This window comes from Sphingobacterium sp. GW821-FHT03E03 (assembly GCF_059420745.1).
Genome location: NZ_JBWKUH010000009.1, coordinates 1 through 25330 on the forward strand (window position 1 = coordinate 1; position 25330 = coordinate 25330).

At 40.1% G+C, this 25330-nt stretch carries 24 protein-coding genes; 11 read left to right on the plus strand and 13 right to left on the minus strand.

Annotated features, from left to right (window positions below; all coding sequences use genetic code 11):
• Window positions 1–21 precede the first annotated feature (21 nt).
• Window positions 22–2337, minus strand: a complete 2316-nt coding sequence (locus tag AC07UV_RS12085) for a TonB-dependent receptor (RefSeq protein ID WP_495183935.1) — start codon at window positions 2335–2337, stop codon at window positions 22–24.
• Window positions 2338–2454: 117 nt separating this feature from the next.
• Here AC07UV_RS12085 and AC07UV_RS12090 point away from each other — a divergent pair, with 117 nt between their 5' ends.
• The 3 genes from AC07UV_RS12090 to feoB all read left to right on the plus strand — a co-directional run bounded on the left by AC07UV_RS12090 (window position 2455) and on the right by feoB (window position 5739).
• Window positions 2455–3114, plus strand: a complete 660-nt coding sequence (locus AC07UV_RS12090; protein WP_495183936.1) for a metal-dependent transcriptional regulator — start codon at window positions 2455–2457, stop codon at window positions 3112–3114.
• A 195-nt stretch (window positions 3115–3309) separates the two neighbouring features.
• On the plus strand, window positions 3310–3558 hold the full coding sequence (locus tag AC07UV_RS12095) for a FeoA family protein (RefSeq protein ID WP_282252719.1): 249 nt from the start codon (window positions 3310–3312) through the stop codon (window positions 3556–3558).
• A gap of 6 nt (window positions 3559–3564) precedes the next feature.
• Window positions 3565–5739 (plus strand): ferrous iron transport protein B, encoded by a 2175-nt coding sequence (gene feoB / locus AC07UV_RS12100; protein ID WP_495183937.1) that lies wholly within the window; start codon window positions 3565–3567, stop codon window positions 5737–5739.
• A gap of 207 nt (window positions 5740–5946) precedes the next feature.
• Here feoB and AC07UV_RS12105 read toward each other — a convergent pair whose 3' ends face one another.
• The 6 genes from AC07UV_RS12105 to fbaA form a co-directional block, all read right to left on the minus strand.
• The gene (locus AC07UV_RS12105; RefSeq protein WP_495183938.1) at window positions 5947–6423 is read right to left on the minus strand and encodes a 2,3-bisphosphoglycerate-dependent phosphoglycerate mutase; all 477 of its coding nucleotides are present in this window, start codon (window positions 6421–6423) and stop codon (window positions 5947–5949) included.
• A 201-nt stretch (window positions 6424–6624) separates the two neighbouring features.
• Window positions 6625–7074: a DUF2753 family protein gene (locus AC07UV_RS12110; RefSeq protein WP_495183939.1), complete on the minus strand. Its 450-nt coding sequence runs from the start codon at window positions 7072–7074 to the stop codon at window positions 6625–6627.
• Window positions 7064–7240 (minus strand): hypothetical protein, encoded by a 177-nt coding sequence (locus tag AC07UV_RS12115; RefSeq protein ID WP_495183940.1) that lies wholly within the window; start codon window positions 7238–7240, stop codon window positions 7064–7066. Before AC07UV_RS12115 ends, AC07UV_RS12110 begins: the two co-directional genes overlap by 11 nt.
• A 231-nt stretch (window positions 7241–7471) precedes the next feature.
• Window positions 7472–8140: a sterol desaturase family protein gene (locus AC07UV_RS12120; protein ID WP_223580800.1), complete on the minus strand. Its 669-nt coding sequence runs from the start codon at window positions 8138–8140 to the stop codon at window positions 7472–7474.
• 233 nt (window positions 8141–8373) lie between these two features.
• Window positions 8374–9048: a head GIN domain-containing protein gene (locus AC07UV_RS12125; RefSeq protein ID WP_495183941.1), complete on the minus strand. Its 675-nt coding sequence runs from the start codon at window positions 9046–9048 to the stop codon at window positions 8374–8376.
• 220 nt (window positions 9049–9268) lie between these two features.
• Window positions 9269–10348, minus strand: a complete 1080-nt coding sequence (fbaA, locus tag AC07UV_RS12130; protein ID WP_495183942.1) for a class II fructose-bisphosphate aldolase — start codon at window positions 10346–10348, stop codon at window positions 9269–9271.
• A 331-nt stretch (window positions 10349–10679) separates the two neighbouring features.
• Here fbaA and AC07UV_RS12135 point away from each other — a divergent pair, with 331 nt between their 5' ends.
• From AC07UV_RS12135 to AC07UV_RS12160, 6 genes are all read left to right on the plus strand, one after another.
• Window positions 10680–11027, plus strand: a complete 348-nt coding sequence (locus tag AC07UV_RS12135; RefSeq protein WP_282252703.1) for an ArsC family reductase — start codon at window positions 10680–10682, stop codon at window positions 11025–11027.
• Window positions 11028–11120: 93 nt separating this feature from the next.
• Window positions 11121–13067 (plus strand): M1 family metallopeptidase, encoded by a 1947-nt coding sequence (locus AC07UV_RS12140; protein WP_495183943.1) that lies wholly within the window; start codon window positions 11121–11123, stop codon window positions 13065–13067.
• A gap of 154 nt (window positions 13068–13221) precedes the next feature.
• A complete protein-coding gene (locus AC07UV_RS12145) occupies window positions 13222–13908 on the plus strand; it encodes a hypothetical protein (protein ID WP_495183944.1) in 687 nt (228 codons plus the stop codon).
• A 118-nt stretch (window positions 13909–14026) separates the two neighbouring features.
• Window positions 14027–14440, plus strand: a complete 414-nt coding sequence (locus AC07UV_RS12150; protein ID WP_282252698.1) for an Rrf2 family transcriptional regulator — start codon at window positions 14027–14029, stop codon at window positions 14438–14440.
• Window positions 14441–14448: 8 nt separating this feature from the next.
• Window positions 14449–15096: an NAD(P)-dependent oxidoreductase gene (locus tag AC07UV_RS12155; protein WP_495183945.1), complete on the plus strand. Its 648-nt coding sequence runs from the start codon at window positions 14449–14451 to the stop codon at window positions 15094–15096.
• 145 nt (window positions 15097–15241) lie between these two features.
• Window positions 15242–16726: an amino acid permease gene (locus AC07UV_RS12160; protein WP_120262017.1), complete on the plus strand. Its 1485-nt coding sequence runs from the start codon at window positions 15242–15244 to the stop codon at window positions 16724–16726.
• A 118-nt stretch (window positions 16727–16844) separates the two neighbouring features.
• Here AC07UV_RS12160 and AC07UV_RS12165 read toward each other — a convergent pair whose 3' ends face one another.
• Window positions 16845–17459 (minus strand): DUF1543 domain-containing protein, encoded by a 615-nt coding sequence (locus AC07UV_RS12165; protein ID WP_495183946.1) that lies wholly within the window; start codon window positions 17457–17459, stop codon window positions 16845–16847.
• Between the two features lie 83 nt (window positions 17460–17542).
• Here AC07UV_RS12165 and AC07UV_RS12170 point away from each other — a divergent pair, with 83 nt between their 5' ends.
• A complete protein-coding gene (locus AC07UV_RS12170; RefSeq protein WP_282252694.1) occupies window positions 17543–18415 on the plus strand; it encodes a serine hydrolase in 873 nt (290 codons plus the stop codon).
• Between the two features lie 338 nt (window positions 18416–18753).
• Here the strand turns inward: AC07UV_RS12170 and AC07UV_RS12175 are convergent, their stop codons facing one another.
• The 4 genes from AC07UV_RS12175 to AC07UV_RS12190 all read right to left on the minus strand — a co-directional run bounded on the left by AC07UV_RS12175 (window position 18754) and on the right by AC07UV_RS12190 (window position 23243).
• Window positions 18754–19275 carry a hypothetical protein gene (locus AC07UV_RS12175; protein WP_495183947.1) on the minus strand — a complete coding sequence of 174 codons (522 nt, stop codon included), beginning with the start codon at window positions 19273–19275 and terminating at the stop codon, window positions 18754–18756.
• A 150-nt stretch (window positions 19276–19425) separates the two neighbouring features.
• Entirely contained in the window at window positions 19426–20313 is an 888-nt protein-coding gene (locus tag AC07UV_RS12180) for a bifunctional 5,10-methylenetetrahydrofolate dehydrogenase/5,10-methenyltetrahydrofolate cyclohydrolase (protein WP_495183948.1), read from the minus strand.
• Between the two features lie 69 nt (window positions 20314–20382).
• On the minus strand, window positions 20383–22173 hold the full coding sequence (lepA, locus tag AC07UV_RS12185) for a translation elongation factor 4 (RefSeq protein ID WP_282252688.1): 1791 nt from the start codon (window positions 22171–22173) through the stop codon (window positions 20383–20385).
• A gap of 80 nt (window positions 22174–22253) precedes the next feature.
• A complete protein-coding gene (locus tag AC07UV_RS12190) occupies window positions 22254–23243 on the minus strand; it encodes a cation diffusion facilitator family transporter (protein WP_495183949.1) in 990 nt (329 codons plus the stop codon).
• A 212-nt stretch (window positions 23244–23455) separates the two neighbouring features.
• Here AC07UV_RS12190 and AC07UV_RS12195 point away from each other — a divergent pair, with 212 nt between their 5' ends.
• Entirely contained in the window at window positions 23456–24661 is a 1206-nt protein-coding gene (locus AC07UV_RS12195) for a pyridoxal phosphate-dependent aminotransferase (RefSeq protein ID WP_282252685.1), read from the plus strand.
• Window positions 24662–24778: 117 nt separating this feature from the next.
• Here AC07UV_RS12195 and AC07UV_RS12200 read toward each other — a convergent pair whose 3' ends face one another.
• Complete coding sequence (locus AC07UV_RS12200; RefSeq protein WP_495183950.1) at window positions 24779–25306, minus strand: hypothetical protein; 528 nt, start codon at window positions 25304–25306, stop codon at window positions 24779–24781.
• Window positions 25307–25330: the final 24 nt, after the last annotated feature.

Genomic DNA, 25330 nt, shown 5'->3' on the forward strand with positions numbered 1-25330 from the left:
CTTATACTCTTATCAATTTACTTAGAGTGTCTTTATCTTTAACCCAAAAAAGAAAGTTCGAGGCATACTAGGGCCATAAATGTAATTGCTATCCCGATTTTTACCTGTATCAAAATCATGTTGGTAAGCGTTAAAAATATTCTTCACCCCAGCATAGATTTCGATCACATTTTTAAATTTTGACAGACTAAAAGTATGCGACACTTTACTATTTACCTCTGAGAATGCTTTTGTATGAACCATTTGATCTTCCGGAAAATTGTCCGCACCACCGGCATGAGCGATCGTCATCTTACCTGTGTACACACAGTTGAGATTGACCGTCCAGCGTTTATCAGGTGTAATATTGAGGTTTGCAAAACCATAATCATCTGGTGTTCTCAAGAATGATTTTGTCATTTCAATACCTTCCAGATAAGACACAGGACTTTCATATTTGCTCTGTTGCAAGGTAAACCCTGTCTCCAATTGCACCTTTTTATTATAATTGGCACGCAATTCAAGTGTAGTCCCTGCTACCTTCGCGTTATTTCCATTGCGTTTTTCAAACACCTTACCAAAGTCGTCCGTACCTATTTCTTCAAGTACAAAGGCATTTTTCAGTTGTGTATAGAATCCCTCCAATGTAAAACCCGCAATCCATTTCTCCGTGGCTTTATCATAGTTTACCGAGCCGCTGAAATTTTTTGATCGTTCTGCCCGAAGATCTGGAGCTAATTGAACACGTGAAACACCTCCACCCGCAAAAGCAATATGAAGATCTGTATCAAAAGCCTGTGGCGCCCGAAAACCGGTTCCATAGCTTAGGCGAAACTGCGTATTAGCCGCATGTTTATATAACAGTGCCACACGTGGACTGACGATCACTTTGTCCAATAGATTATGTTTATCCACACGAACACCAGATAGCAAGTTAAATTTCTCCGCAAAGTCCCAGTCACTCTGAAAAAAACTCCCCCAATCTTTCGTATGCTGATCCACCAAATAGTTATAACTTGGAATTTCATCGTAAACCTTATCGGACACATATTCAGATCCAATCGTCAGCACATTCCGATGGTTCAAAAAGTTGCTGATTTCGTGGTTCAATTGAAAACCGCCCTGTAATGTTGTTGTCTTTGAATCGCCATAAGGCGGATTTTTGAGATGATTTTCAATCTCTTCTGGACTATCCGGGAATATTCCGGTATAGTGCTTCCTATTGGTGTTTTGAAAAGCGGTATAGAAGATCAATGAAGATTTATCCTGATTAAAATTAATTTGATAATCCGCGCTTCCCATCCATATTTTATGGGTACGTTCTTCGGACTGAAGTGTAAGGTAGGCGGGTTTTTTCGTCATCTCCCCCCCAAATCTATATTCGTTCAGATTGCTCAAGGAGACTTCCAATTTTTGATTGTCTGAAAACCGATAGAATGAGTTGATACCGAAGGAGGTATTTTCAATTTTAGGTATTTCCGAAAAATTATCACCATTTGCATCGTAAAAACCGCGATCACGCTTATTGAAGAAAAAAGATGTTCCAGCATTTCCCTTTTCATTGACCAAGGTGGCATTTCCGCCAAGATTAAAATCGTTTGTCTTTCCATCAATACTTTGGTAAAAAGAATTGACTTCATAACCACTCTGCTTCGGTAATTTGGTGATCACATTGACAGTGCCCCCTATGGCACTTGAACCATATAACGAAGAACCACCGCCTCGAACCACCTCAATCTTTTCGATCATATTGACAGGCAGTTGCTCCATCCCATAAAGTCCCATCAAAGGACTGAAAATAGGTCGCCCATTGATCAGTATCTGCGAATATCCCCCCTGGAGTCCATTCATCCGCAATTGAGTGTAGTTACAGGTCTGACAGTCTGTTTCCACCCGCAAGCCCGGTTGAAATTTCAGTCCCTCCGAAAGATTACATACCTGTAGGTTGTCCAGGGTTTTACTATCCAAAATATTGACGATCACCGGACTTTCAGTTTTTCGTTTAAATGTCTTCGTTCCAGTGACCACAATTTCATCCAGTAAAAAGATGGAACCATTTAAACGGATATCCCTGGTCTCAGATACATGCTCGATCCTGATCGAATCGCGATAAGTATTAAAACCAATATGCTTCACTTCTACTTCCCAAGTACCATAGGGAATCTTTTCCAATGCGAATTTTCCAAGCTCATTGGATTTGGTGCTCATCTTAAGAAGAGGGATAGCCACAGATACCGACTTCAGCGGAAGTCCATTGCTATCATAAATTTTACCTACTACCTTACCTGTCTGCCCAAAGGAAATAAATCCGATCAGCATGAATACTGTTGTTAAGAGAACTCTGGATCCCGTCATCATTGTTTTGTTTTGATTAATTATAAATTTAGAATTACAAATCTAATAAGTTAGATTATACTAATAAAATAATTTCTAACATTGCTATTAGACACAACTAATATTTGGTAAATTTGAACTATGATATCACAGACTGAAGAGAACTATCTAAAAGCATTATACAATCTGACCTACCTCAAAGGCGAGGCCAGTGTCAATGAGATCAGTAAACGACTGGACATCAAAATGCCAACGGTAAATAGTATGATGAAAAAGCTATCCGAAAAAGGTTTTGTCCATTACGAAAGCTATAAACCTCTCAAGCTCACAGAAGAAGGAAAGAAAGAAGCTGCGCTTATCATTCGCAAGCATCGACTTACCGAAATGTATCTCGTTGAAAAAATGGGTTTTGCATGGGACGAAGTTCACCAGATTGCGGAACAGATCGAGCACATCCATTCGCCAGAATTTTTCACCAAGATGGATCAATTATTGGGTTACCCCACAGTAGACCCCCATGGCTCACCAATCCCTGACCATAACGGCGTAATGCGTTCGGAAAGCTATATCTTTCTCGATACATGCAAAACTGGAGATGTAGTGACGTTAATGGCTGTACAACCCTCTTCCAAAGAATTGTTACAATACCTGAGCGCCAAAGATCTCGAATTGGGCACAACATTAACCATCTTTTCCATTGAGCCCTTCGACAACAGTATAACAGTCAGTTATGGCGATCGAACTTCAGAAGTACTCAGTAGTAAAGTAACCGCTACACTACTTGTGCGCCCCAGTTCGTAATAATAACGCTTCCGTATTTTCGGGTCCCTCATCCATACTTGCCAGGAGTCTGAACATAGGACTCCCATTTTTTTTAATAGCCCTAAAACCTCTTCGGCACATCACCCATTTGCATCTTTTGATTAAAATATAACGCTACATTTTGTTAGTCTAATCTAATTTTATAATTTAGTAAAACTAAAAACAAAATAAGTAATGATAAACAATCAGGTGATCACATTGGGGTTATTAAAAAAAGGAGAGCTTGCAAGCATCGCTGGAATAGCGACAGACTGTCGCCAGGAAATCCGGCAGCGATTACTTGATCTAGGCTTCGTCAAAGGCGCTGAAATAAGCATCCAGAATATAAGTCCGCTAGGTGATCCGATCGCCTATAATATACACGGTACCCAGATTTCACTTCGCAAAGAAGATGCCTTACATGTATTGATTACCCATAAATAGATGATAATGAAAAACCATACAGCATGCGAAACCTGCCAGCTGAATCCCATTTCAGATCTAAAACAATGGGGAACAAATTTGGGAAATTCCACCTACACCATAGCTTTAGCCGGAAATCCAAATACAGGCAAGAGTTCTATTTTTAACGCACTAACTGGATTAAAACAGCATACGGGAAACTGGCCGGGCAAAACTGTTACACGAGCAGAAGGAAGTTATTCGCATAAAGGCGATAAATTTAAAATCATTGATCTCCCCGGCACCTACTCCTTACTTTCTACATCCGAAGATGAAGAGGTCGCTCGAGATTTTATCCTATTTGGCCAACCCGATGTCACGGTCATTGTCGTCGATGCCAGCAGGTTGCTACGCAATTTCAGTCTAGTTCTGCAAATCCTCGAAATTAGCAACAAAGCGGTTCTATGTCTTAACCTGATGGATGAGGCACGGCGTCATCGGATAGCGATTGATGTACGAACCCTGTCAAAGGATCTCGGCATTCCCGTTATCGCTACCAGCGCCCGTACCAAAGAAGGCCTTTCCGACCTTTTGGCGGCCATCCATCAAGTCGCTGACGGTAGTTTCCTCCCCACAAAAACGACCTCTTTTCAGTTGACAAAGCAAACCGGCACCGCAGTTGCGACAATAGCTAAAGATCTCCATGCACTGGACACTAAGCTAACCCCTATAAATTGGCTGGTTATGCGCCTGATCGAAGATGATAAACATATTATTGATGCCTTACAAAAGGGGCAATTATCCTCCGCCATTGACAGAGAGAACTTAACCCCCATATTGCATCGCGCCACAGCATATCAGTTTAAATTAGGAAATAATTATCGAAATGAGCTGGTTGAAGCCATCTATGCAAAAGCAAGCAAACTGGTAAAAGACCATGTTTCTACAGATTCGAGCAGCTACTCGTTTCGACTGGACCGCAGTATTGACCATATCGTCACCCATCGAATCTGGGGATTTCCGATTATGTTCATGCTGCTCGGATTGATCCTGTGGCTCACTATCACAGGGGCAAATTATCCATCACAAATATTATCAACACTATTGTTGGATGATGTTTATCCGTTTTTAAAGGAAAGGTCAATAGACATTGGTACCCCTATTTGGCTCAGTGGTTTTCTTATTGACGGGATCTATCTGGCTACTGCCTGGGTCATATCGGTCATGCTCCCACCCATGGCGATCTTCTTTCCATTATTTACATTGTTGGAGGATTTTGGTTATCTCCCTAGGGTTGCATTCAATCTAGACCGGATATTCAAAAAAGCCGGTGCTCATGGCAAACAGGCACTGACCATGAGTATGGGTTTTGGCTGCAATGCTGCAGGTGTTGTTGCGACAAGGATCATTAACAGCCCCCGCGAAAAATTGATTGCTATTATCACCAATAACTTCTCACTGTGTAATGGAAGATGGCCCACACAGATTTTGATCGCCAGTCTTTTTTTAGGTATTTTAGTTCCTGCCAAATGGTCTGGTTCCGTCGCCATGTTAGCTGTAATTTTCATTGCAATACTTGGTATTGCATTTACATTTTTCACCTCTTGGCTCTTGTCAAAAACATTGCTCAAGGGAGAATCCTCCTTCTTTACACTGGAACTGCCCCCTTATCGGCCACCGAGATTCTTTCAGACATTATACAGCTCATTTATCGATCGCACATTGATCGTTTTATGGCGTGCGATCATCTTTGCTGCACCCGCTGGTGCCATTATTTGGTTGATCTGCAACATTCATATCGCTGATCAAAATATAGCGCTCTGGCTCATTCATGGCCTCGACCCGATGGGCTTATTTATAGGTCTAAATGGTGTTATTTTATTGGCTTATATCGTTGCCATTCCAGCGAATGAAATTGTTATCCCGACCATACTCATGTTAACTGCGCTCACGGTAGGGAGTACCGGAGCAGGTACGGGTGTATTGTTTGAAGGCTCAGCAAATGAGGTGTCCACCCTATTACATGCGGGTGGGTGGACAACATTGACCGCCATTAATTTGATGCTGTTCAGTCTCCTACACAATCCCTGCAGCACGACAATATACACTATTTATAAGGAAACAGGAAGTCGCAAATGGACCGCAGTAGCGACATTGCTACCCGTATTTTATGGCCTGATTGTATGCTTCCTGGTAACAAAAGTTTGGTACTTTTTTGCCTAATGTTTTGACCTATGATGCCTGTCCATATACCGTGCTGATTGTTTGCAAACAGTTAAGTCTATTCGAACTAAACCTTAGCTACAAAATCCGACTATTATATGATTTTATTATTGTGATCCCATTGATAAGTGATGGGATCTCCAGTCGCTATTTCTCGCTCAAGGATCTGTGCCAGGGTGAGATGTTCCAGATACATAATGAGCGCTCTTAAGCTGTACCATGTGCGACAATAAGAACATTTTTACCTGCGTCCAACTCTGGCTGTATGAAATTCTCAAAATAAGGTATTACCCTATCGTAGGTATCTTTTAAGCTTTCACCGCCCGGAGGAGCTACATCAAAAGATCTTCGCCAGATATGGACTTGTTCCACACCATATTTTTCAGCGGTTTCATCCTTATTTAGTCCTTCTAAGTTTCCATAGCTCCGCTCGTTCAGTGCAGCATCAACGATAATCGGAATATTGGGCTTTCCGATTTCCTCAAGAATAACCTGCAAAGTATGCTGGGCACGGATTAGTGTAGAAGTAAACGCGACATCGATTGATTCTTTCATTAACGCTTTCCCAGCTTGTCGCGCTTCCTGTTGTCCCAAGGCTGTGATATCAATATTTTGCCAACCGGTAAAACGGTTCTCAAGATTCCATTGCGATTGTCCGTGACGGACTAAAAATAATTTTACCATTACTCCTATTATTTATTATTTTAGCGGATAGCTACCCGAAGCAAACTTAGAACCAGCACATCGATGAGATTTATGAGGGAGTACTGCATAAATAATCACCTATCATATCTATTTGTAGCTCTCCATAGACAAAATAATGCTTTGCGATATTTTGTTTTAAAGGGATAGCTAATCTACGCTGTATAACCTAAATTTAATTTATTATTCGCGTTCAAATAATTGTTCCTTGAATAAATCAAAAAAAAGTGCTCTCTTATGCTTCTCCATATTTGTTTTTTCAGCAAATTGCTGATAGGCTGATGTCGCTCTTTTCAGTTCGGATTGAATCTCATTTTGATCGAGTTGAGCATGAACAACAAGATGTAACAAATAATATAACACACGCTTAAGCATACGATCAGCCTGCTCAAAATCGCCTAAAGATATATAAGTATTTGCGAGGTTGTTGCATGAGATAATATAGACCTGCATAACGGGAACTTCCAAACAAATACAGTCTGTAAGACGGTTATTCAATAGCTCCGCGCTAGCCAAAGCACGTTGATAGCTCAACAAGGCCTCCTCAAATTTATTCGCATTATAAAGCGTATTGCTTGAAAGTGTTAAGGTTTGCCAATACCGCTCTATAGCACGTAGATCGCTATTGACCATGGCTTTTTACTTTCTGTTTTAGAATTCTTATCGCTCGTTTCAATTGGCCAATCTGCTGCATTTCTTTGGTTGCCAATTGAATATCAGCCTTCATGAGATTGGTATCACGAACATGACGTTCTAGCCTTTTTCTATTTTCCTCCAATAGTATGATCACATATTCCATTATCGTTTTTGTTATTTTATAAATAAAAATAATAAGTTAGCCTCATCTAACAAAATTATTAACAATAAATAACATTAAGAAAAACAACCTAGAGGAAGGATTAAACACGATCAAAAAGCGTCCTCTTTTAGTTGGCATTTTAAAAATTCAAATTCGCCCACTAATAAATATTGCCCACAAAAAAAGCCTCTGGAATTACTCCAAAGGCCTTCTTACTAAGATAGAAAAGCATTATGCTTTTTCTTCTTTTAGTGTCGATGTTTCTTTTTTGGGCTCTTTTTCTTCGAAACCTGAACGTAATATTTCATCCCATAATGACGAGCTCACACCAAATCCTTTTTCAGGATCCGAATAGTGATGTAACATATGATGCTGTTTAATGCGTTTGAAAATTCCACTCTTAAAGTTAGCATGGTGCATGGCATAGTGACATTCATCATAGATCAGGTATCCAATCATAAATCCGGAGAAAAAGCAAGCCAGGATAAACTCATTTGAAAAGAACAATGTAAATCCAAAATATACTAGCGCTGCCAAAGGGATACTTGCCGATAAAGGCATCACCAAGCGCATCCGGTCTCTTGGATAGTCATGATGTACACCGTGAAAAATGAAAGCGATCCGTTTCCCCCACTCTGAGGTCGGATGAAAGTGGAATACCCAGCGGTGGAGTGCATATTCAAACGCTGTCCAAAATGCCAAACCAAAAACAAAGTACCCAAGATATGTCATTAGGGAAATCTCTCCCCAAACCAGAGCTTTATACGAAAAGAAAACAACTACGGGTACATAGAAAATCAAAGGTACACTCCAGTGCACTTTCGTCAAAGACTCCAAAAAGTCATTTTTGAACATGCGCGTAGATTCCGTAGAATTTGAAACATAATTACGCTTTGCCATAATACTATTTTTATTATTCCCTCACAAAAATACGTATTTTAAGCACAAATGAAGAAGGTTCAAGATTAGAAAAACAAAATATTTGACCTTTTCAACAAAAAGGTTAAACACATAGGTAGGAAAATCTTAGTCTAAAACCTTTTATTTGATCTTTTAACTTAAACTTTCTTCAAATTTTGTCAATTTTGATCAAAAATACGCACGATCAAAATTGACAAAATCAAGACAGTTTCTTATTTGAAGTTGACTGTTCCACCCGCCATTTTCTTTTCTACACGCTGTTCTGGCTTGCCATATACATCTATTGTACCACCACCACGCGTTTTTGTTTCGATAGAATCGACCACATTAACTTCAGCTTTTCCGCCGCCGTTCACTGTTACTATAGTGGTTTTAGTTTTAAAATCTTTCCCTTCATATTTACCACCAAAATTTGAGATAATTTCCTGTCTATCTGCTTTACCATAGAGTGCTACCGTTGCTCCTGAGGTCACTTTCACTTCAGCATTTTTTGCATCAGCATAAAGGTCCACCAACCCACCCTCTGATGCATAGAGTTTTAGCTGCTCAGATGACACGACATTATTTGATGTGGCAAATACCTTAGCTCCTTTTTTAGCCTCAATATTTTTCAAGCTTTTATAATACACTTTTACAGAGATATTCCCTCCTTGCAACATATTTAAGGTATTCATTTTTAAGACCAAGGCACCATTTGTATTGACTACCTTTACATTCTCGTGGTTCTGCCCTTCAAAAGTCACCAGAGATTCATTGGATTTGATCAGTTCTACTTGTATTTTATCTGTAGCGACAACTGAACTAAAATCGCCTACATTTTGTTTCGCCTGTCCGAAACCGACTTGGGTCATTAATAAAAGAAATGCACTGATGCCTAAAAATTTCATAGCTGTTTTATCTATATTTTCACCTTTTTGATATACTTCTCTGCCGTATCGCGACTTATATTGTCCACAGGGATTGCATATTCATCCTGACTTATTCGAATTTCTTAATGTCAAAAAACACGCCAATCATGACTATTAAGCCCCTTTTTTAACCTATTTTGACAAAAAAAGGTGTCCTATAATCCAGGACACCTCATATTTATCATATATTTTTTTCAGCTTACAATTTGCTGTTTACGTCTACTGCATTCAAATCAGCAAACGCTTCTTTCAAGCGAGCAACAAATGTTTCTTCACCTTTACGCAACCATACACGTGGATCGTAATATTTCTTGTTTGGAGAATCTGCACCTTCAGCGTTTCCGATCTGTCCTTGCAAATAATCGTGGTTTTTAGCTTCGTAACCTCTTACACCATCCCAAAATGCCCATTGCATATCTGTATCGATGTTCATTTTGATCGCACCATAAGAGATTGCCTCAGCAATTTCCTCTGGAGAAGAACCAGATCCACCGTGGAATACAAAGTTCACTGGTTTTTCAGCAGCAAGCTTGTATTTTTCGCGGATATATTCTTGAGAATTGTGTAAGATCACCGGTTGTAATTTTACATTACCTGGTTTGTAGACACCATGTACGTTACCGAATGCTGCAGCAACTGTAAATTTGTCAGATACTTTAGACAATTCTTCGTATGCGTAAGCAACCTCTTCTGGTTGTGTGTATAATTTAGAGCTGTCCACATCTGAGTTGTCAACACCATCTTCTTCTCCACCTGTAACACCTAATTCGATCTCTACAGTCATACCTAGTGGTTTCATACGTGCTAAGTATTTTGCAGAAATTTCGATATTCTCTTCAATTGGTTCTTCAGATAGATCCAACATATGTGAAGAGAACAATGGTTTACCGTGTTGTGCAAAGAATTTCTCACCAGCGTCCAACAAACCGTCGATCCAAGGTAAAAGTTTTTTAGCAGCGTGGTCGGTGTGTAAAATTACCGCAACACCGTAGTGCTCCGCCAATAAATGCACGTGTTGTGCTGCAGATACCGCACCCAATACACAAGCTTGCAAGTTGTCATTATTTAATGTTTTACCCGCATAGAATTGTGCACCACCATTTGACAATTGAATAATTACAGGAGAGTTTACTGCTTTAGCAGTTTCCATTACCGCATTGATAGAATTTGTTCCGATAATGTTTACCGCAGGCAAAGCAAATTTGTGTTTCTTTGCAACTTCAAACAACTCTTGTACTTGATCTCCCGTCAATACACCTTTAAAATCTTTTAGGCTCATATTACTGTTATTGATTTATTTTAATCTTTATTAACTCTTGAAGCTACTAAATTATTAAAAATAATTATCACTTCCTAATTTTTAAAGTGTACTAAATACACTATCAATTATTTGTTACCATAATCCTTGTACGGTAATAAAGCAGACAGCTTTCGTCATCCAATATGTAGTTTATCCAGCAAGGCCAATTCAAGCCAAATCAGATAGATTGACATGCAAACGCTCACAAACGCCCTAAACTGTCTAACTATTCAACAAAAAAACTGGTCTGATAAAGCGTGAAATGCATCATGGATTATTTAAATTTGAGCTCACTAATATTGTAATCATTATGCTACAGGTATACGGTATCAAAAATTGTAACACAGTAAAAAAAGCCTTGACATGGTTAGAAGACAATCAGATTGCCTATCAATTTCATGACTTCAAAAAAGAAGGTGTCAGTGATGAAAAACTACAAGAATGGGAGAAAAAGGTTGACTGGCAATCACTGGTCAACAAAAAGGGTACTACCTGGAAAAAACTGACCGCAGAAGAACAAGCAGGGGTCATTGACGCAAACAGTGCCAATAATGTATTAAAAGCAAATACCAGTATGATCAAACGTCCTGTGATCGAACATGGTAAGGGTATTTTACTCGGATTCAGTGAAGACGATTACAACAGCAACTTAAAATAATTGTTACAAGCTCCCTAAAAAGGAGCTTTTTTTTGCCTTATGTACTTTTCATTGTATATTGTGACCAATAAACATAATTTAATACGAACAGATATGATGAAAAGACTTGCATTGGCTTCTTTGAGCCTTGTTGCCTTAAGCTATGCTTTGCCGTCCTTTTCCCAGGAAAAAACATCCAACTATAGTTATACTGAAGCTTTTGCACCCTTGTTTTTCAATAACAATGGAAATGATTACCGTTCTGCGGCCGGTAAGCCCGGGCCCGGATATTGGCAAAATGCTGCGGACTACAAGATACAGGCATCACTAAACGACCAAAATGATCAGGTAACTGGTGCAGTGGAGATTACCTATAGTAACAATAGTCCTGACAATATGGATTACCTTTGGCTTCAATTAGACCAAAACATGTTTTCACAACATGGCCGTGGTCAATTGATTTCTCCGTTGACCAATAGCCGATATGGTGATGGAAACTCCAAATTTGATGGCGGTTACCAGATCCAGTCTGTCACCGATGTCAACGGAAAAACCATAGAGCATATTATTGATGATACACGTATGCAGCTGCGACTACCGGCCGCGCTGAAAAGTAAGGGTGGAAAAATTACATTCAAGATTACTTACCAATATACCGTGCCACAATATGGTGCTGACCGTACGGGTATCCTAGACACCAAAAATGGAAAAATCTATGCTATTGCGCAATGGTTTCCCCGACTTTGTGTATATGATGACATTAGAGGATGGAATACATTGCCTTATACAGGACCCGGAGAATTCTATCGCGAATTTGGCAATTATCAGGTAGAAATCACAGCACCTGCTAATCATATCGTTGTTCTAGGAGGTGAGCTCTTAAATCCACAGGAGGTATTTACAACAGACCAATTCAAAAGATATCAACTGGCGTTGCGCAGTGATGAAACGGTATTGATTCGCTCAGCGGAAGAAGTGACCGCAAAAAGTTCCAGACCAAGCAAAAAAGCGTTGACCTGGAAATATCAGCTCAACAATGCACAGGATATTGCATGGGCATCCTCTACTGCATTTATATTAGACGGCGCCAAGATCAATCTACCAAGTGGCAAAAAGGCTCTTGCGCTGTCAGCTTATCCTGTAGAAAGTAACAGCAACAATGCTTGGGAGCGTTCAACAGAATACACCAAAGCTGCCATCGAAATTTATTCCAAAAACTGGTTTGAATACCCCTATCCTGTAGCCGTAAATGTTGCATCCAACGTAGGCGGTATGGAATATCCAGCCCTTTCATTCTGTGGCAATCAAGCCAAGGCAGGCTCACTCTGGGGGGTGACCAATCACGAGTTTGGCCACAACTGGTTCCCAATGATTGTCGCGTCCAACGAACGTGAACATGGCTGGATGGATGAAGGGTTCAATACTTTTATCAATGAGTTAGCGACACAAGAATTTAATAAAGGTGAATATCATCGTCCTCAGGCTAGCCGCTCGTATATTTTCACATCACAGAATCTCGAGCCAATTATGAGTACACCGCAAAATATGAAAGAGCGTAATATCGGTGCTCTTGTGTATTACAAACCAGCCTATGGACTAAAATTATTGCGCAATGAGATTATTGGCAAAGAGCGCTTCGATTACGCCTTTAAAAAATACATCCAGGAGTGGGCTTTTAAACACCCGACACCAGAAGATTTCTTTAAAGCGATCGAAAACGGAACCGGTGAAAACCTCAATTGGTTTTGGCGGGGATGGTTTGTCAACAACTGGCAAATGGATCAAGCGATCAAGGCTGTTTCCTATGTCAACAATCAGCCTATGCTTGGCGCACTGGTTACTGTGGAAAATCTGGAAAAATTGCCAATGCCTATTATTGTTGAGGCAACCACCGTATCGGGTAAAAAAATAAGAAAAAAACTACCCGTGGAAATCTGGGAAAGAAACAATGTATGGCAATTTAAAATTGCAACAAACGAAGCTTTACAGTCCGTCCAATTAGATCCCGATGATGTGATGCCAGACAAGAATCCGGACAATAATACATGGAAGGCAAATTAGCGCGATAATTCAAAATCTATTCGTTATTTTTGATAAGGAAATGCTATGTTATGAAACCATTGTGATCAAAAAAACTGTTCATAATGGTTTTATTGCGATAAACGAATAAAAACGGAAGGTAACAAGCTCATTTATGTATATAATATATATCCCCATGAAAGTAATACAAACGATTCTAAGCTGCTTATTGATTACATTGGTCTCCGGACAACTATTTGCGCAGGAAAAAACCAAAGGTATTATTATGGAGCTTGTCAGCGGAGAAAAGATAGAAGCTGCGCAGATCCAGAATTTACGGAGCAAAGTAGAAGTTCAGACCAACAGGGATGGATCATTTGCCATCGATGCCAATATCAATGATCTCTTATTGATCAAAGCGAACGGGTATGAACAAGATACTGTATTTATTTATGATACAAGTCTACGGAGAGTCTATTTGAACAGGATAAATACCCCTATCGAATTGAGCCAGGTTATCGTCGAACGGATGACTGACAGTAGACTTGCAGCTGAAATTCAACGGGAAAAAGAAGCCGGAAAATATTCGGATGCTAGCAAAAACCGCGGTGGGATCCGCATCTCTCCCAGTCGCATATTTAGCAAGGAAGGTAAACAAGCACGCTCAAACTACAAACTTCTCGTAGCGGAAATGGAAAAAAGAGCCGTTGACCGGAAGTTTACTGATAATCTCATCAAAGAGCTGACGCCTCTGAACGCTTCCGAACTAGCATTATTTAAAGAAAGATTTAGACCTTCATATCAGTTTATCCAAAACAGCAGCATAGAAACACTGCGGGTCTATATCATGGATAGTTACAAGAAATTTAACGAGAAAAAATAAAAAACGATACTTTTTATCATGTGATTGTCAGAAGGTTTTAAACTGTAATATTTTTTATTTCAGTTTAAAACCTTTTGCATTACCTTTGTGTTATCAAAATTAAAAAATCAGCAACAGGATGTTACACAACTTGAGATTTGCAACAGCTTTACATATTATGGTCTTAGCACAATTGGAGGAGTCCGAACAGTGGCTCTCTTCCGAATACATCGCGTCAAGCATCCAGGTAAATGCTGTTGTAGTCCGCAAGGAGATCGCTTCGCTGAAAGCAGCAGCTTTACTAGTCAGTAAAGAGGGCAAAGGCGGAGGGATTCGCATAAACAAGGAAAAAGAGCGCATCAGCCTTGCAGACATCTATCAAAGTACAAAACAAAATGAGCTATTGGGTAAATTCAACAATCCCAATCCAGCTTGTATTGTAGGTAAAAACATCAATGCCAAATTGCAGGATCTTTATCAGGAAGTCGACACTGATATTGTAGCGCGTTTGGGAAAAATGACGCTGGTAGATTTTAGTAAAACATTTAATTAAAAACACACATGAAAGTAGCAGTAATTGGATCCACAGGATACGTAGGAACACATCTTGTCAAAGAATTGGTTGACCGCAACTACCAAGTCGTAGCACTTGCTCGTCATACAGATAGCATTCCATCAAACGACAAAATAACGAAAGTACAAGTTGACATCAACAATCATGAACAGTTGGTAAATGCTTTAACAGGCGTCGATGTAGTTATTTCCGCGTTTAATGCGGGCTGGACTAACCCTAACCTTTACGAAGATTTTACCAAGGGCGCTTTAGCAATTCAACAAGCCGTTAAGGATGCAGGCATTAAACGATTTATTGTTGTTGGTGGAGCTGGAAGCTTATTAATTGATGGCAATCGTCTGGTCGATTCACCAGATTTCCCCCAGGAAATCAAACCCGGAGCTTTGGCTGCCGCAGATTATCTTGATACCATTCGCAAGGAAGAACAACTAAACTGGACCATGATCAGCCCTGCCATCGAGATGAATCCGCATGCTGGCGGTACACGCACTGGCAATTATCGCACGGGCTTGGATGCACCAGTATTTGATCAAGAAGGGCGCTCGAGACTATCAGTTGAGGATCTTGCCGTTGCCATCGTGGACGAGATCGAGAACAAACAGTTTACAAACAAACGTTTTACAGCTGCCTACTAATAGTGCTACAATCGTTTGATTTAGATTTTATACAAAATTTTATTACAAAAGGGAAGCGCAATCTTCCCTTTTGTCGTTGATATCATTTATATTTGACATTAATTAAACAATTAAAAAGCTAAATAATCGAAAAAGAATTAATCCTATGCTATTTAAAAAATCGATTCCTAAACTGATTGCTGAGGCAAATGAAAATGGTGAACATACACTGAAACGAACATTAACAAGTGGCGGATTAATTGCGCTAGGCGTTGGAGCTATCATTGGAGCAGGACTATTTTCCCTAACCGGAATTGCTGCTGCAGAGAATGCTGGTCCCGCTGTTATCCTATCTTTTATTATCGCTGCCGTTGGTTGTGCTTTTGCAGGTCTCTGTTACGCCGAATTTGCATCCATGATTCCGGTCGCTGGAAGCGCCTACACCTATTCTTATGCAACGATGGGTGAATTCGTTGCCTGGATCATCGGATGGGATCTTGTATTGGAGTACGCACTAGCGGGTGCTACTGTAGCCGTCAGTTGGTCGCAATACTTTAATCAGCTCCTGATGATTTTCCACATCCATTTACCCGACGCGCTGCTAAAAGGCCCATGGGAAGGTGGTATGGTTAATTTACCAGCCATCATTATTGTATGTTTGCTTTCTCTGCTATTAATGCGTGGAACACAGGAATCATCGCGCGTAAACAATATCCTAGTAATCTTAAAGGTAGGCGTTGTATTGATTTTTATTGCATTGGGATGGAGCTTTATCAACCCTGCAAACCACGATCCTTTTATCCCGGTAAATGCTGGTGAGGAAATGGTCAAAAATGGACAGCAAGGCTTTTGGGCTTTTCTAAAGAGCGATGACTTCGGTCATTTTGGAATCAGCGGTGTATTGCGAGCAGCGGGTGTTGTATTCTTTGCTTTCATTGGTTTTGATGCTGTAAGTACGGCTGCCCAAGAGGCGAAAAATCCGAAAAAAGGAATGCCAATTGGTATCATCGGATCATTGATTATCTGTACCCTTCTTTATGTATTGTTCTCCTATGTAATGACAGGTATTGAAAATTATACCATGTTTAAAGGCGACGCCAAACCAGTAGCCACAGCATTTGCGAAAACAGGATATCATTTTCTGAATACAGCATTAATTATTACGATTATTGCAGGTTATACATCTGTTATTCTTGTCATGTTACTTGGACAAAGCCGGGTATTCTACTCCATGAGTAAAGATGGCTTGCTTCCAAAAATATTTTCTGATCTTTCCAAAAGACAGACCCCTTGGAAAACAAATGCAATCTTTATGGTATTCGTAAGTATCTTCGCTGGATTTGTTCCTGTCTCCGACCTTGGTCACATGGTGAGTATCGGCACCTTATTTGCCTTTACATTGGTTTGTGTAGGTATATTGGTCCTCCGCAAAACCGATCCCAATCTAGAACGTCCATTCAAAACACCTTTAGTGCCTTTTGTTCCAGTTATGGGTATCATTGTCTGTGTACTGATGATGGCCTCACTACCTATCGAAAGCTGGGAACGTCTGGCAATCTGGTTAGCCCTAGGTCTATTGATTTACTTTGTGTACGGTAAAAAGCATAGTGTTATCCGCAAACAACACCGAGATCAACAAGGTATAGAATAATAGAGAAAACACGATCTATTGATACTTGTTTCCATATAAACAAATCGGGCTTCCTAAAAAAGAAGCCCGATTTGTTTATATCTAAGTATATATTTTTGAGTTCGCCCGCCAAATTAAACTATAATGCGCTCAACTTAAAATAGCCATTTGCAACTACATCTTCTTTCAACCCGGTTTTGGGAACAATCTGAATATGATATTTTACTTTATCCGCATCAAGCAACAGATCTTCTATTTCATAAATATCATCCACATCCAACCCATATTTATCATCAATGTGAGCTGTACTATGGTGCTTCCAAAAAACTGTGCGCTTGGCCTTCTCTGTTGCTTTAGCCAAATTGGGGGCAACAATCAGTTCCTTGTAATGAAATTCATCAAACTCATTCGGCTTATAACCTCCCAGGTTGACAAAAAATAATTTTAACTCAGTATCCGGCACCATAGAATTATTTTTTTCTACCACCGAAATTTCATATTCACCGATCTTATTAACCACACGGTAAGCATCAATATGAATTTTACCATCAGCATCAGGCCAGAAATCTTTAATTGGCTCTATAAAATCCTTCAGTTCATTACCGATTCCAAAAAAGATATCATGCTGTTCTGTACGCCTATTTTTCGGTTTACAACCGATCAAAATCATAAATAATTTCATATGCAAATAATCTGTCTTTGAAAGGCTATATGGAATATCCAGGTTATTTTCATCAATGTTTGTGCTTTCCAATCATGGATATTTCATAACTTAAGCCCATTAAACAATAAAAATAACGATTATCCACCACATTTAATACAGATAAAGACCTGACTATGAGTAAAATTTTCCTATCATTTACGTTACTATTCCTGTCTTTGTGTTCTTTCGGGCAAAAACGAAGTACAGATAAAAAACTTGAAAAACAGATAAAACAGCTTATTCAGGATTTTCAGGGAGAAGTAGGCATCTATGTACATGACCTCAAGAAACACAAGGAAGTTAACATCGGAGCCGATAGTATCTTTCCTACAGCAAGTGTTGTCAAGATCCCAATTTTAGTGGGCGTCTTTGATAAAATTGAAAAAGGACAGCTGCAATTGGACCAAGAGTATGTCTATCGTGAAAGTCAAAAGTATGGTGGCTCGGGTCTGATGCAATTTTTTAAGGACAGTAGCAAAGTTGATCTCAAAACACTTGTCGCTCTCATGCTCTCCTATAGTGACAATGTAACAAGCATCTGGAATCAAAAGCTCGCTGGTGGTGGAATAGCAATCAACAAGTTGATGAGCGACCTTCAATTACAGCATACCCGTGTCAATTCACAAACGGAAGGAAGAAAAGCTGATTGGGAAAAATACGGTTGGGGACAGACCACACCCAAAGAGATGGCAGATCTCCTAACCTTGATCCGTCAGGGAAAAGTAGTCTCCGTAAAATCTTCTGATCGGATGTATCGTTTTCTGGGCAATATGTTCTATGATGAAAGAGGGCTTTCCCAGATTCCAGCTACAGTCAAGGCAGCCTCTAAAACTGGCTCCCTGGATGATGTACGTAACGAAGTAATTTTGGTCAATGCACCTAAGGGTGACTATGTATTCAGTATATTCACCAAAAACAATCAGGATAAGAGCTGGGGTAAAACCAATGCTGCGGAAGTGTTGACACGCAATCTCTCCAAATTACTATGGGATTACTACAACAAATAATTTGTTCGCTGCGATTGGATTTAGCCCGCCCGCAGCACAACGATGATATAGTCATTCGTTAGCCTTAAATCGTATCCAAATGAGAGCATACCTGTAGGCCGATTGCTGTTTCTATTTCCATGCAGATTAGTGCATTCAGCATGTAAACCACCTAGAATGATATTGAGTATCCTGCTGTAATGTTGATGAACCCTCCTCCTACGATACATCGGTGATATTGAGTCCAAAGAACATAAAGAACGGAGACTGAATCAGTCTCCGTTCTTTATGTTTTTAAATAAGCGAATTAGTTTTTAAACGCTTCATCAATATTTTTGGTTTTGCGGCCGCTATGTCATTTACTTTTTAAAAGCATCTTTCACATCTTTTGCAGCCTCTTTTGTACCGGAAGCAACATCTTTCGCTACATCCTTGGTTTTATCAGCAACATCATTGGCTACTTTTTTAGTACCGTCCGCAACATCTTTAGCCACATCTTTCGTTTTGTCAGCAGCTTTATTCGCTGCATCTACCGTAGCATCTTTCGCGTCTTTCAAACCTTCTTTTACGTCCTGACCAGCATCACGCAATGCAGTTTTAGTTTTCTCCCAAGCTGTGTTAGCCTCTTCCGAAGCCACACGAGCTTTCTCTTCTGCAGCCTTATCACCTTTGGCAATTGCTTCATCTAAAGCTTTCTTAGCTTCCTCAGCTTTCAAACGCGCAGTTTCTTCCGCGTTCTTTAAGTCTGCTATTGCTGCATCTACATGTTCACCTACTGTCTGTGCAGTATCTGTTGTATCTGATGCTTTTTTTTCTGAATTGTTGCAAGAAGACATTACCAATGCTCCCGCTACTACTGCTAAAAGTGCAATTTTTTTCATTAGAATATTTGTTTTTTAATGGCAAGAAGTCATCAAGAGCTTATATTTATCCATTTTGGAGCCTATCAACTGCATGATGTTTTCATGTAAGTTTGTAATGATATGATTAACTAATCTTCAATTTACAACTTCTATGCCAAATAGAAAAACTTATTGTTTTGGGTAAATTGTTCCCTTCGCCGCTTCCAATGTATTTTTCAATAATCCAACGATGGTCATCAACCCCACACCGCCCGGTACCGGAGTAATCCAGGAAGCCTTAGGTGCCACATGCTCAAAGTCCACGTCACCATATAATTTAAATCCAGATTTAGTTTCAGTAGATGTCTCTCTATTGATACCCACATCAATTACCACAGCGCCTTCTTTGACCATATCTGCAGTAACAAAATTCTTTCTACCGATAGCAGCCACGACGATATCACCACGCAAGACCTCAGTTTTAAGATCTTTAGTACGGCTATGTGTTAACGTGACAGTACAGTTTCCAGGATTGGCATTACGAGCCAGTAAGATACTCATTGGCGAACCAACAATATTGCTTCGGCCTACAACCACAGCATGTTTACCCGCTGTCTCGATCTTGTAATAGTCAAGCACCAACATAATACCATAAGGTGTCGCAGGGATAAAACAAGGAAGATTACGTTGCATACGACCTAAGTTGATCGGGTGAAATCCATCCACATCTTTGCGATAATCAATTGCTTCGGTAATTTTGTCCGGGTCAATATGTTTAGGCAGAGGCAATTGAACGATCAGACCGTCGATTGTATCATCTTTGTTGATTTCTTTGACCTTAGCGATCAATTCCTCTTCGCTGATACTTTCATCGTAACGGATATTTGTAGATTCAAAGCCGACCAATTGACAATTGCGCATTTTGCTGGCCACATAGGTCTCACTACCACCATCATTACCGACAAGGATAGCCACCAAATGCGGTTTACGGCCAGTTTGCGTTGTAAATTCGGCTGCGTCCAGCGCAATTTGTTCTTTGATTTTTTCGGAAACTAGTTTACCATCTAATAGATTCATGTTTAGGAGATTTGATTGTATTTAAAAGGAGCCCAAGAGCTCCTTTATTTTATATAATTTAAAATGTTATTAATCCAATTTCAATACCGCCATAAATGCAGATTGCGGAATTTCTACGTTCCCAACCTGACGCATGCGTTTTTTACCTTTTTTCTGTTTTTCCAACAATTTACGTTTACGCGAGATATCACCACCATAACATTTTGCAGTTACATCCTTACGCAAAGCAGAGATTGTTTCACGTGCGATGATCTTCGCACCGATAGAAGCCTGGATACGGATCTCAAATTGCTGGCGAGGCAGCAGTTCTTTCAATTTCTCACAGATTTTCTTACCAAAATCGTAGGCATTGCTTCGGTGAATCAAGGAAGACAAGGCGTCCACAGGTTCATCGTTCAATCGGATATCCAATTTAACCAAATCCGAAGTACGGTAACCGATCTGATGATAGTCAAATGAAGCATAACCTTTGGAAATAGTTTTCAACTTATCATAGAAGTCAAATACAATCTCACCCATAGGCATTTCAAAAACCAACTCCACACGATCCGAAGTCAGGTAATGCTGATTCATGATTGTACCACGTTTTTGAATACACAAAGACATGATCGGCCCCACGAAATCCGATTTCGTAATAATATTTGCTTTGATATAAGGTTCTTCAATTGAATCCAATTTACTTGGATCAGGCAAGTCTGAAGGATTGTGTACGATCACTTCTTCCTTATCCTTTGTCATATAGGCTTTATAAGATACGTTGGGCACGGTAGTAATTACCGTCATATCAAACTCTCTTTCCAAGCGTTCCTGAATAATCTCCATGTGGAGCATACCCAAGAAACCACAACGGAAACCAAAACCTAAAGCTGCTGAAGATTCCGGTTCGAATACCAAAGAAGCATCATTCAGTTGCAGACGGTGCATTGATTCACGCAATTCCTCGTAGTCTTCTGTATCCACAGGATAGATACCAGCAAAGACCATTGGTTTCACCTCTTCAAATCCTTGGATAGCCGCACCGCAAGGACGGTCTTTATGGGTAATGGTATCCCCTACTTTCACCTCACGAGCTTCCTTGATACCAGAAATAATATAGCCTACATCCCCTGTCTTGATGACTTCTTTTGGCACTTGATTGAGCTTCAACGTACCGATCTCATCCGCAAAATACTCTTTGCCAGTCGCTACGAATTTTACTCTGTCCCCTTTACGGATTTCGCCATTTTCAACTTTGAAATAGGCCATGATACCACGGAATGAGTTGAATACAGAGTCAAAGATCAACGCTTGTAGCGGTGCATCAGCATCACCTACAGGGTGTGGAATCCGTGCAACAATAGCTTCCAGGATATCTGGAACCCCAAGGCCTGTCTTTCCAGAAGCAGGAATAATTGCATCACGCTCACCACCGATCAAATCGACGATCTGATCTTTTACCTCTTCAGGCATCGCGCCCGGAAGATCCATTTTATTTAAGATCGGGATGATTTCCAAGTCATGCTCTAAAGCCAAATATAAGTTTGAGATTGTTTGCGCCTGAATCCCCTGTGATGCATCCACAATTAACAACGCCCCTTCACAGGCAGCGATAGAACGGGATACTTCATAGGAAAAATCGACGTGCCCAGGAGTATCAATTAGATTCAAGATATATTCCTGGCCATCTTTTGTATAATTCATTTGGATGGCGTGACTCTTGATCGTAATACCACGTTCACGTTCCAAATCCATATTATCAAGTAATTGTGCCTGTGCTTCGCGTTGACTGATGGTATTGGTATACTCTAAAAGGCGATCTGCCAAAGTACTTTTGCCATGGTCAATATGCGCAATAATACAGAAATTACGAATGTGCTTCATATAGGATTTTTAAACTCTTTTGCTAAAAGGCAAAGATACCTTTTTTTATACATATTTATAGAATCAAGTATATTTCATTTTTAATCCGCCACTGCGTAGGAAAAATGCTTTTGGTTGCGGGTCACCTTATCCATATCCCAGGCGATCTTACCTTTAAATTGTTCCGAACGTATTGGACAGTCCGTCACCTGGCAATAACGGCAACATTGTGGGAGACAAGGGTCCGCATGTACAAAAAACTCAGTGCGAACAGACATTTCCTTATTGACAATCTTATCGACAGCCGAAATTTCATCGTGTACCTTCACTAAATCAAGGTAACTGGGCAAGGTCAGATGGCAATCCACATGCAGTTCGTTGCCATAGCGCTGCACCCGAAGATTATGCACATCAATCCACTCCGCTTTACGGTTACGTTCCAAAATAGCCACCACATCCTGCACAAGTTCGGTATCCGATTCATCCATCAGGCCACCGATAGACTGCCGAAGCAATTTGTAGCCATTGAATAAGATAAAAAGTCCCAATATAATAGAGATTACCACGTCGATCCATTGGAATCCCGTTAGCTTCATCAGAATTAAGCCCAATATCAAGCCGATTGTACTGTAAGCATCCACCTGCAGGTGTTTGCCATCCGCCACCAAAGTAATGGATCCCAAGGCACGCCCTCTTTTCATGATATAAAGTCCCACAGCAAAATTAATCAGCGAGGTAATTCCGATCAAATAGATCCCTTGTTCGAGATGCGTAATTTCTGCCGGGAAAAAGATATTGTAACAGGCTTTGGCCAAAATAATCGCACCAGCGATAAAGATCAGCCCGCCCTCAAGGAAAACAGAGAAAAACTCCACTTTACCATGTCCATAAGGATGGTTTTCATCTTTAGGTTGCGCAGCAAGGTAGATGCTATAAAATGCGAAACCTGAGGCCACAACATTGACGATACTCTCGGCAGCATCTGTAAAGATGGCGCTGGAATCTGTTAAAAAATAGGCAACAAACTTAATGATCATTAAGCCTATTCCCGTAAACAGCGATAATAAAACCAATCTTGTTTGTCTCGACATGACCTGTATTTTGTAGGGCAAAGGTAAAGATATAACGCCAAATCAAATTGATTAGTTTTACACATCAATAGCACAAAGATGTCAATATTTGTAGGCTAAATCGCTTCAAGCGCTTTTTGTTACCAAAGCACCAATAAAAACAGCCGTTTTCTTTGTAAATTTTCAAAAATAAAGACAATTATTTGCAACGTATATAATATCTTTGTCTTACCATGAGCACATCATCATACTTATCAGACAGGATAAATAATTTGTCCGAATCGGCTACACTTAAAATGACCAAGTTGGGCCGCGAATTAGCAGCAAAAGGCGTTAATGTAATTAGCCTTAGCGTAGGTGAACCTGATTTTAACACGCCTGAACATGTAAAAGATGCAGCAAAGAAGGCCCTGGATGAAAACTGGACACGTTATTCGCCAGTACCCGGATACCCTGAATTGCGTCAGGCGATTGTGAATAAATTGAAGACAGAGAATAATCTGGACTATGATATTTCGCAGATCGTTGTTTCAACAGGTGCAAAACAATCCCTGTCTAATGTGATCTTAACATTGATCAATCCAGGTGATGAAGTAGTTATTCCTACACCATATTGGGTGTCCTACTCAGAGATGGTTGTTTTAGCAGAAGGAAAATCAGTATTTATCAATACCGAGATCGAAAATAACTTTAAGATTACACCTGCACAATTGGAAGCGGCTATTACGCCAAAAACCAAACTTTTTATGTTCTCTTCACCAAACAATCCAACTGGAACAGTTTATAGTAAAGATGAGCTAGCTGCATTGGCTGAAGTTTTCGAGAAGCATCCACAGATATTCATTCTATCTGATGAGATCTATGAGCACATCAACTTTGTGGACAAACACGAATCCATTGCACAGTTTGACAGCATCAAAGATCGTGTTATTATCATCAATGGTTTCTCAAAAGCCTTTGCGATGACGGGTTGGCGTTTGGGCTATATTGCAGCCAACAAAACTATTGCGGCAGCAAATGATAAATTGCAGGGCCAGACAACATCAGGAACTTGCTCGATTTCACAACGTGCAGGTATTGTTGCATACGAACAAGGATTAGCGTCAGTCAACAAGATGAAAGAAGCCTTTGCGCGTCGTCGTCAATTGGTATTTGATCTATTGAGCGATATCCCGGGGGTACGCACCAACCTTCCAGAAGGCGCTTTCTATTTCTTCCCTGAAATTTCATCCTTCTTTGGCAAAAAAGACCAAGATGGCAATATCATTAAAAATTCATCTGATCTAGCTTTATATTTATTGAATGTTGGTCACGTTGCAACGGTAGGCGGTGACTCTTTTGGTAATGACAACTACATTCGTTTATCTTATGCAGCTTCTGACGAAAGTCTGATCGAAGCATTAAAGCGAATCAAAGAAGCATTAGGCAAATTAGCATAATTAATACACAGTATACTGAATGGGCTATCCAAAAAAATTGAATAGCCCATTTTTTTTCAATCCCGGTTGTATCAATCCCCCTGTATTTTCCACAACGGTATATTCAAATACGCCCCTTTATTTAATATGCTCCATCACCTCGATGAATTTCTTACTCTTATTCTTGGGATCAAAAAGCATTTTTTCTACCTTATCCAGCTCAAGAGCCTCTAGATGACTTGGTAACACACTCTCTTTCATTAACTTCAGCAATTGATTCCAGTCCGCACGATTGATCCTGTGCTGAATCAATTCCATCATCTGCACGGCATTGCGGTACTCCTTACCTGTTTTCAGTTCCACCACCATATCCATCCAATCACCGTAAGTGAAAAGCCTACTTTTTTCCTTTTGCAATTGTAGAGCTTTCATCTTTACCATATCATAGCCCAGCAGCATCTCCGTAACAGAATCAATTTCCATACAGGCAGCGATTTTAGCATAATCTTTTGGGAACTCCATCCGTGCATCGTCATCCAGAAGTTTACAGAACGCTGGTACCTCCCTTTTCAGGGAATCACAGTTCTGCTGCGCATGCAGTTCCAGTGTCATGATCAGGACTAGTCCAATTGCTAATATCCGCAGATAAATAGATTTCAATTTCATGCTTCGAAGATACCCATTTTTGGG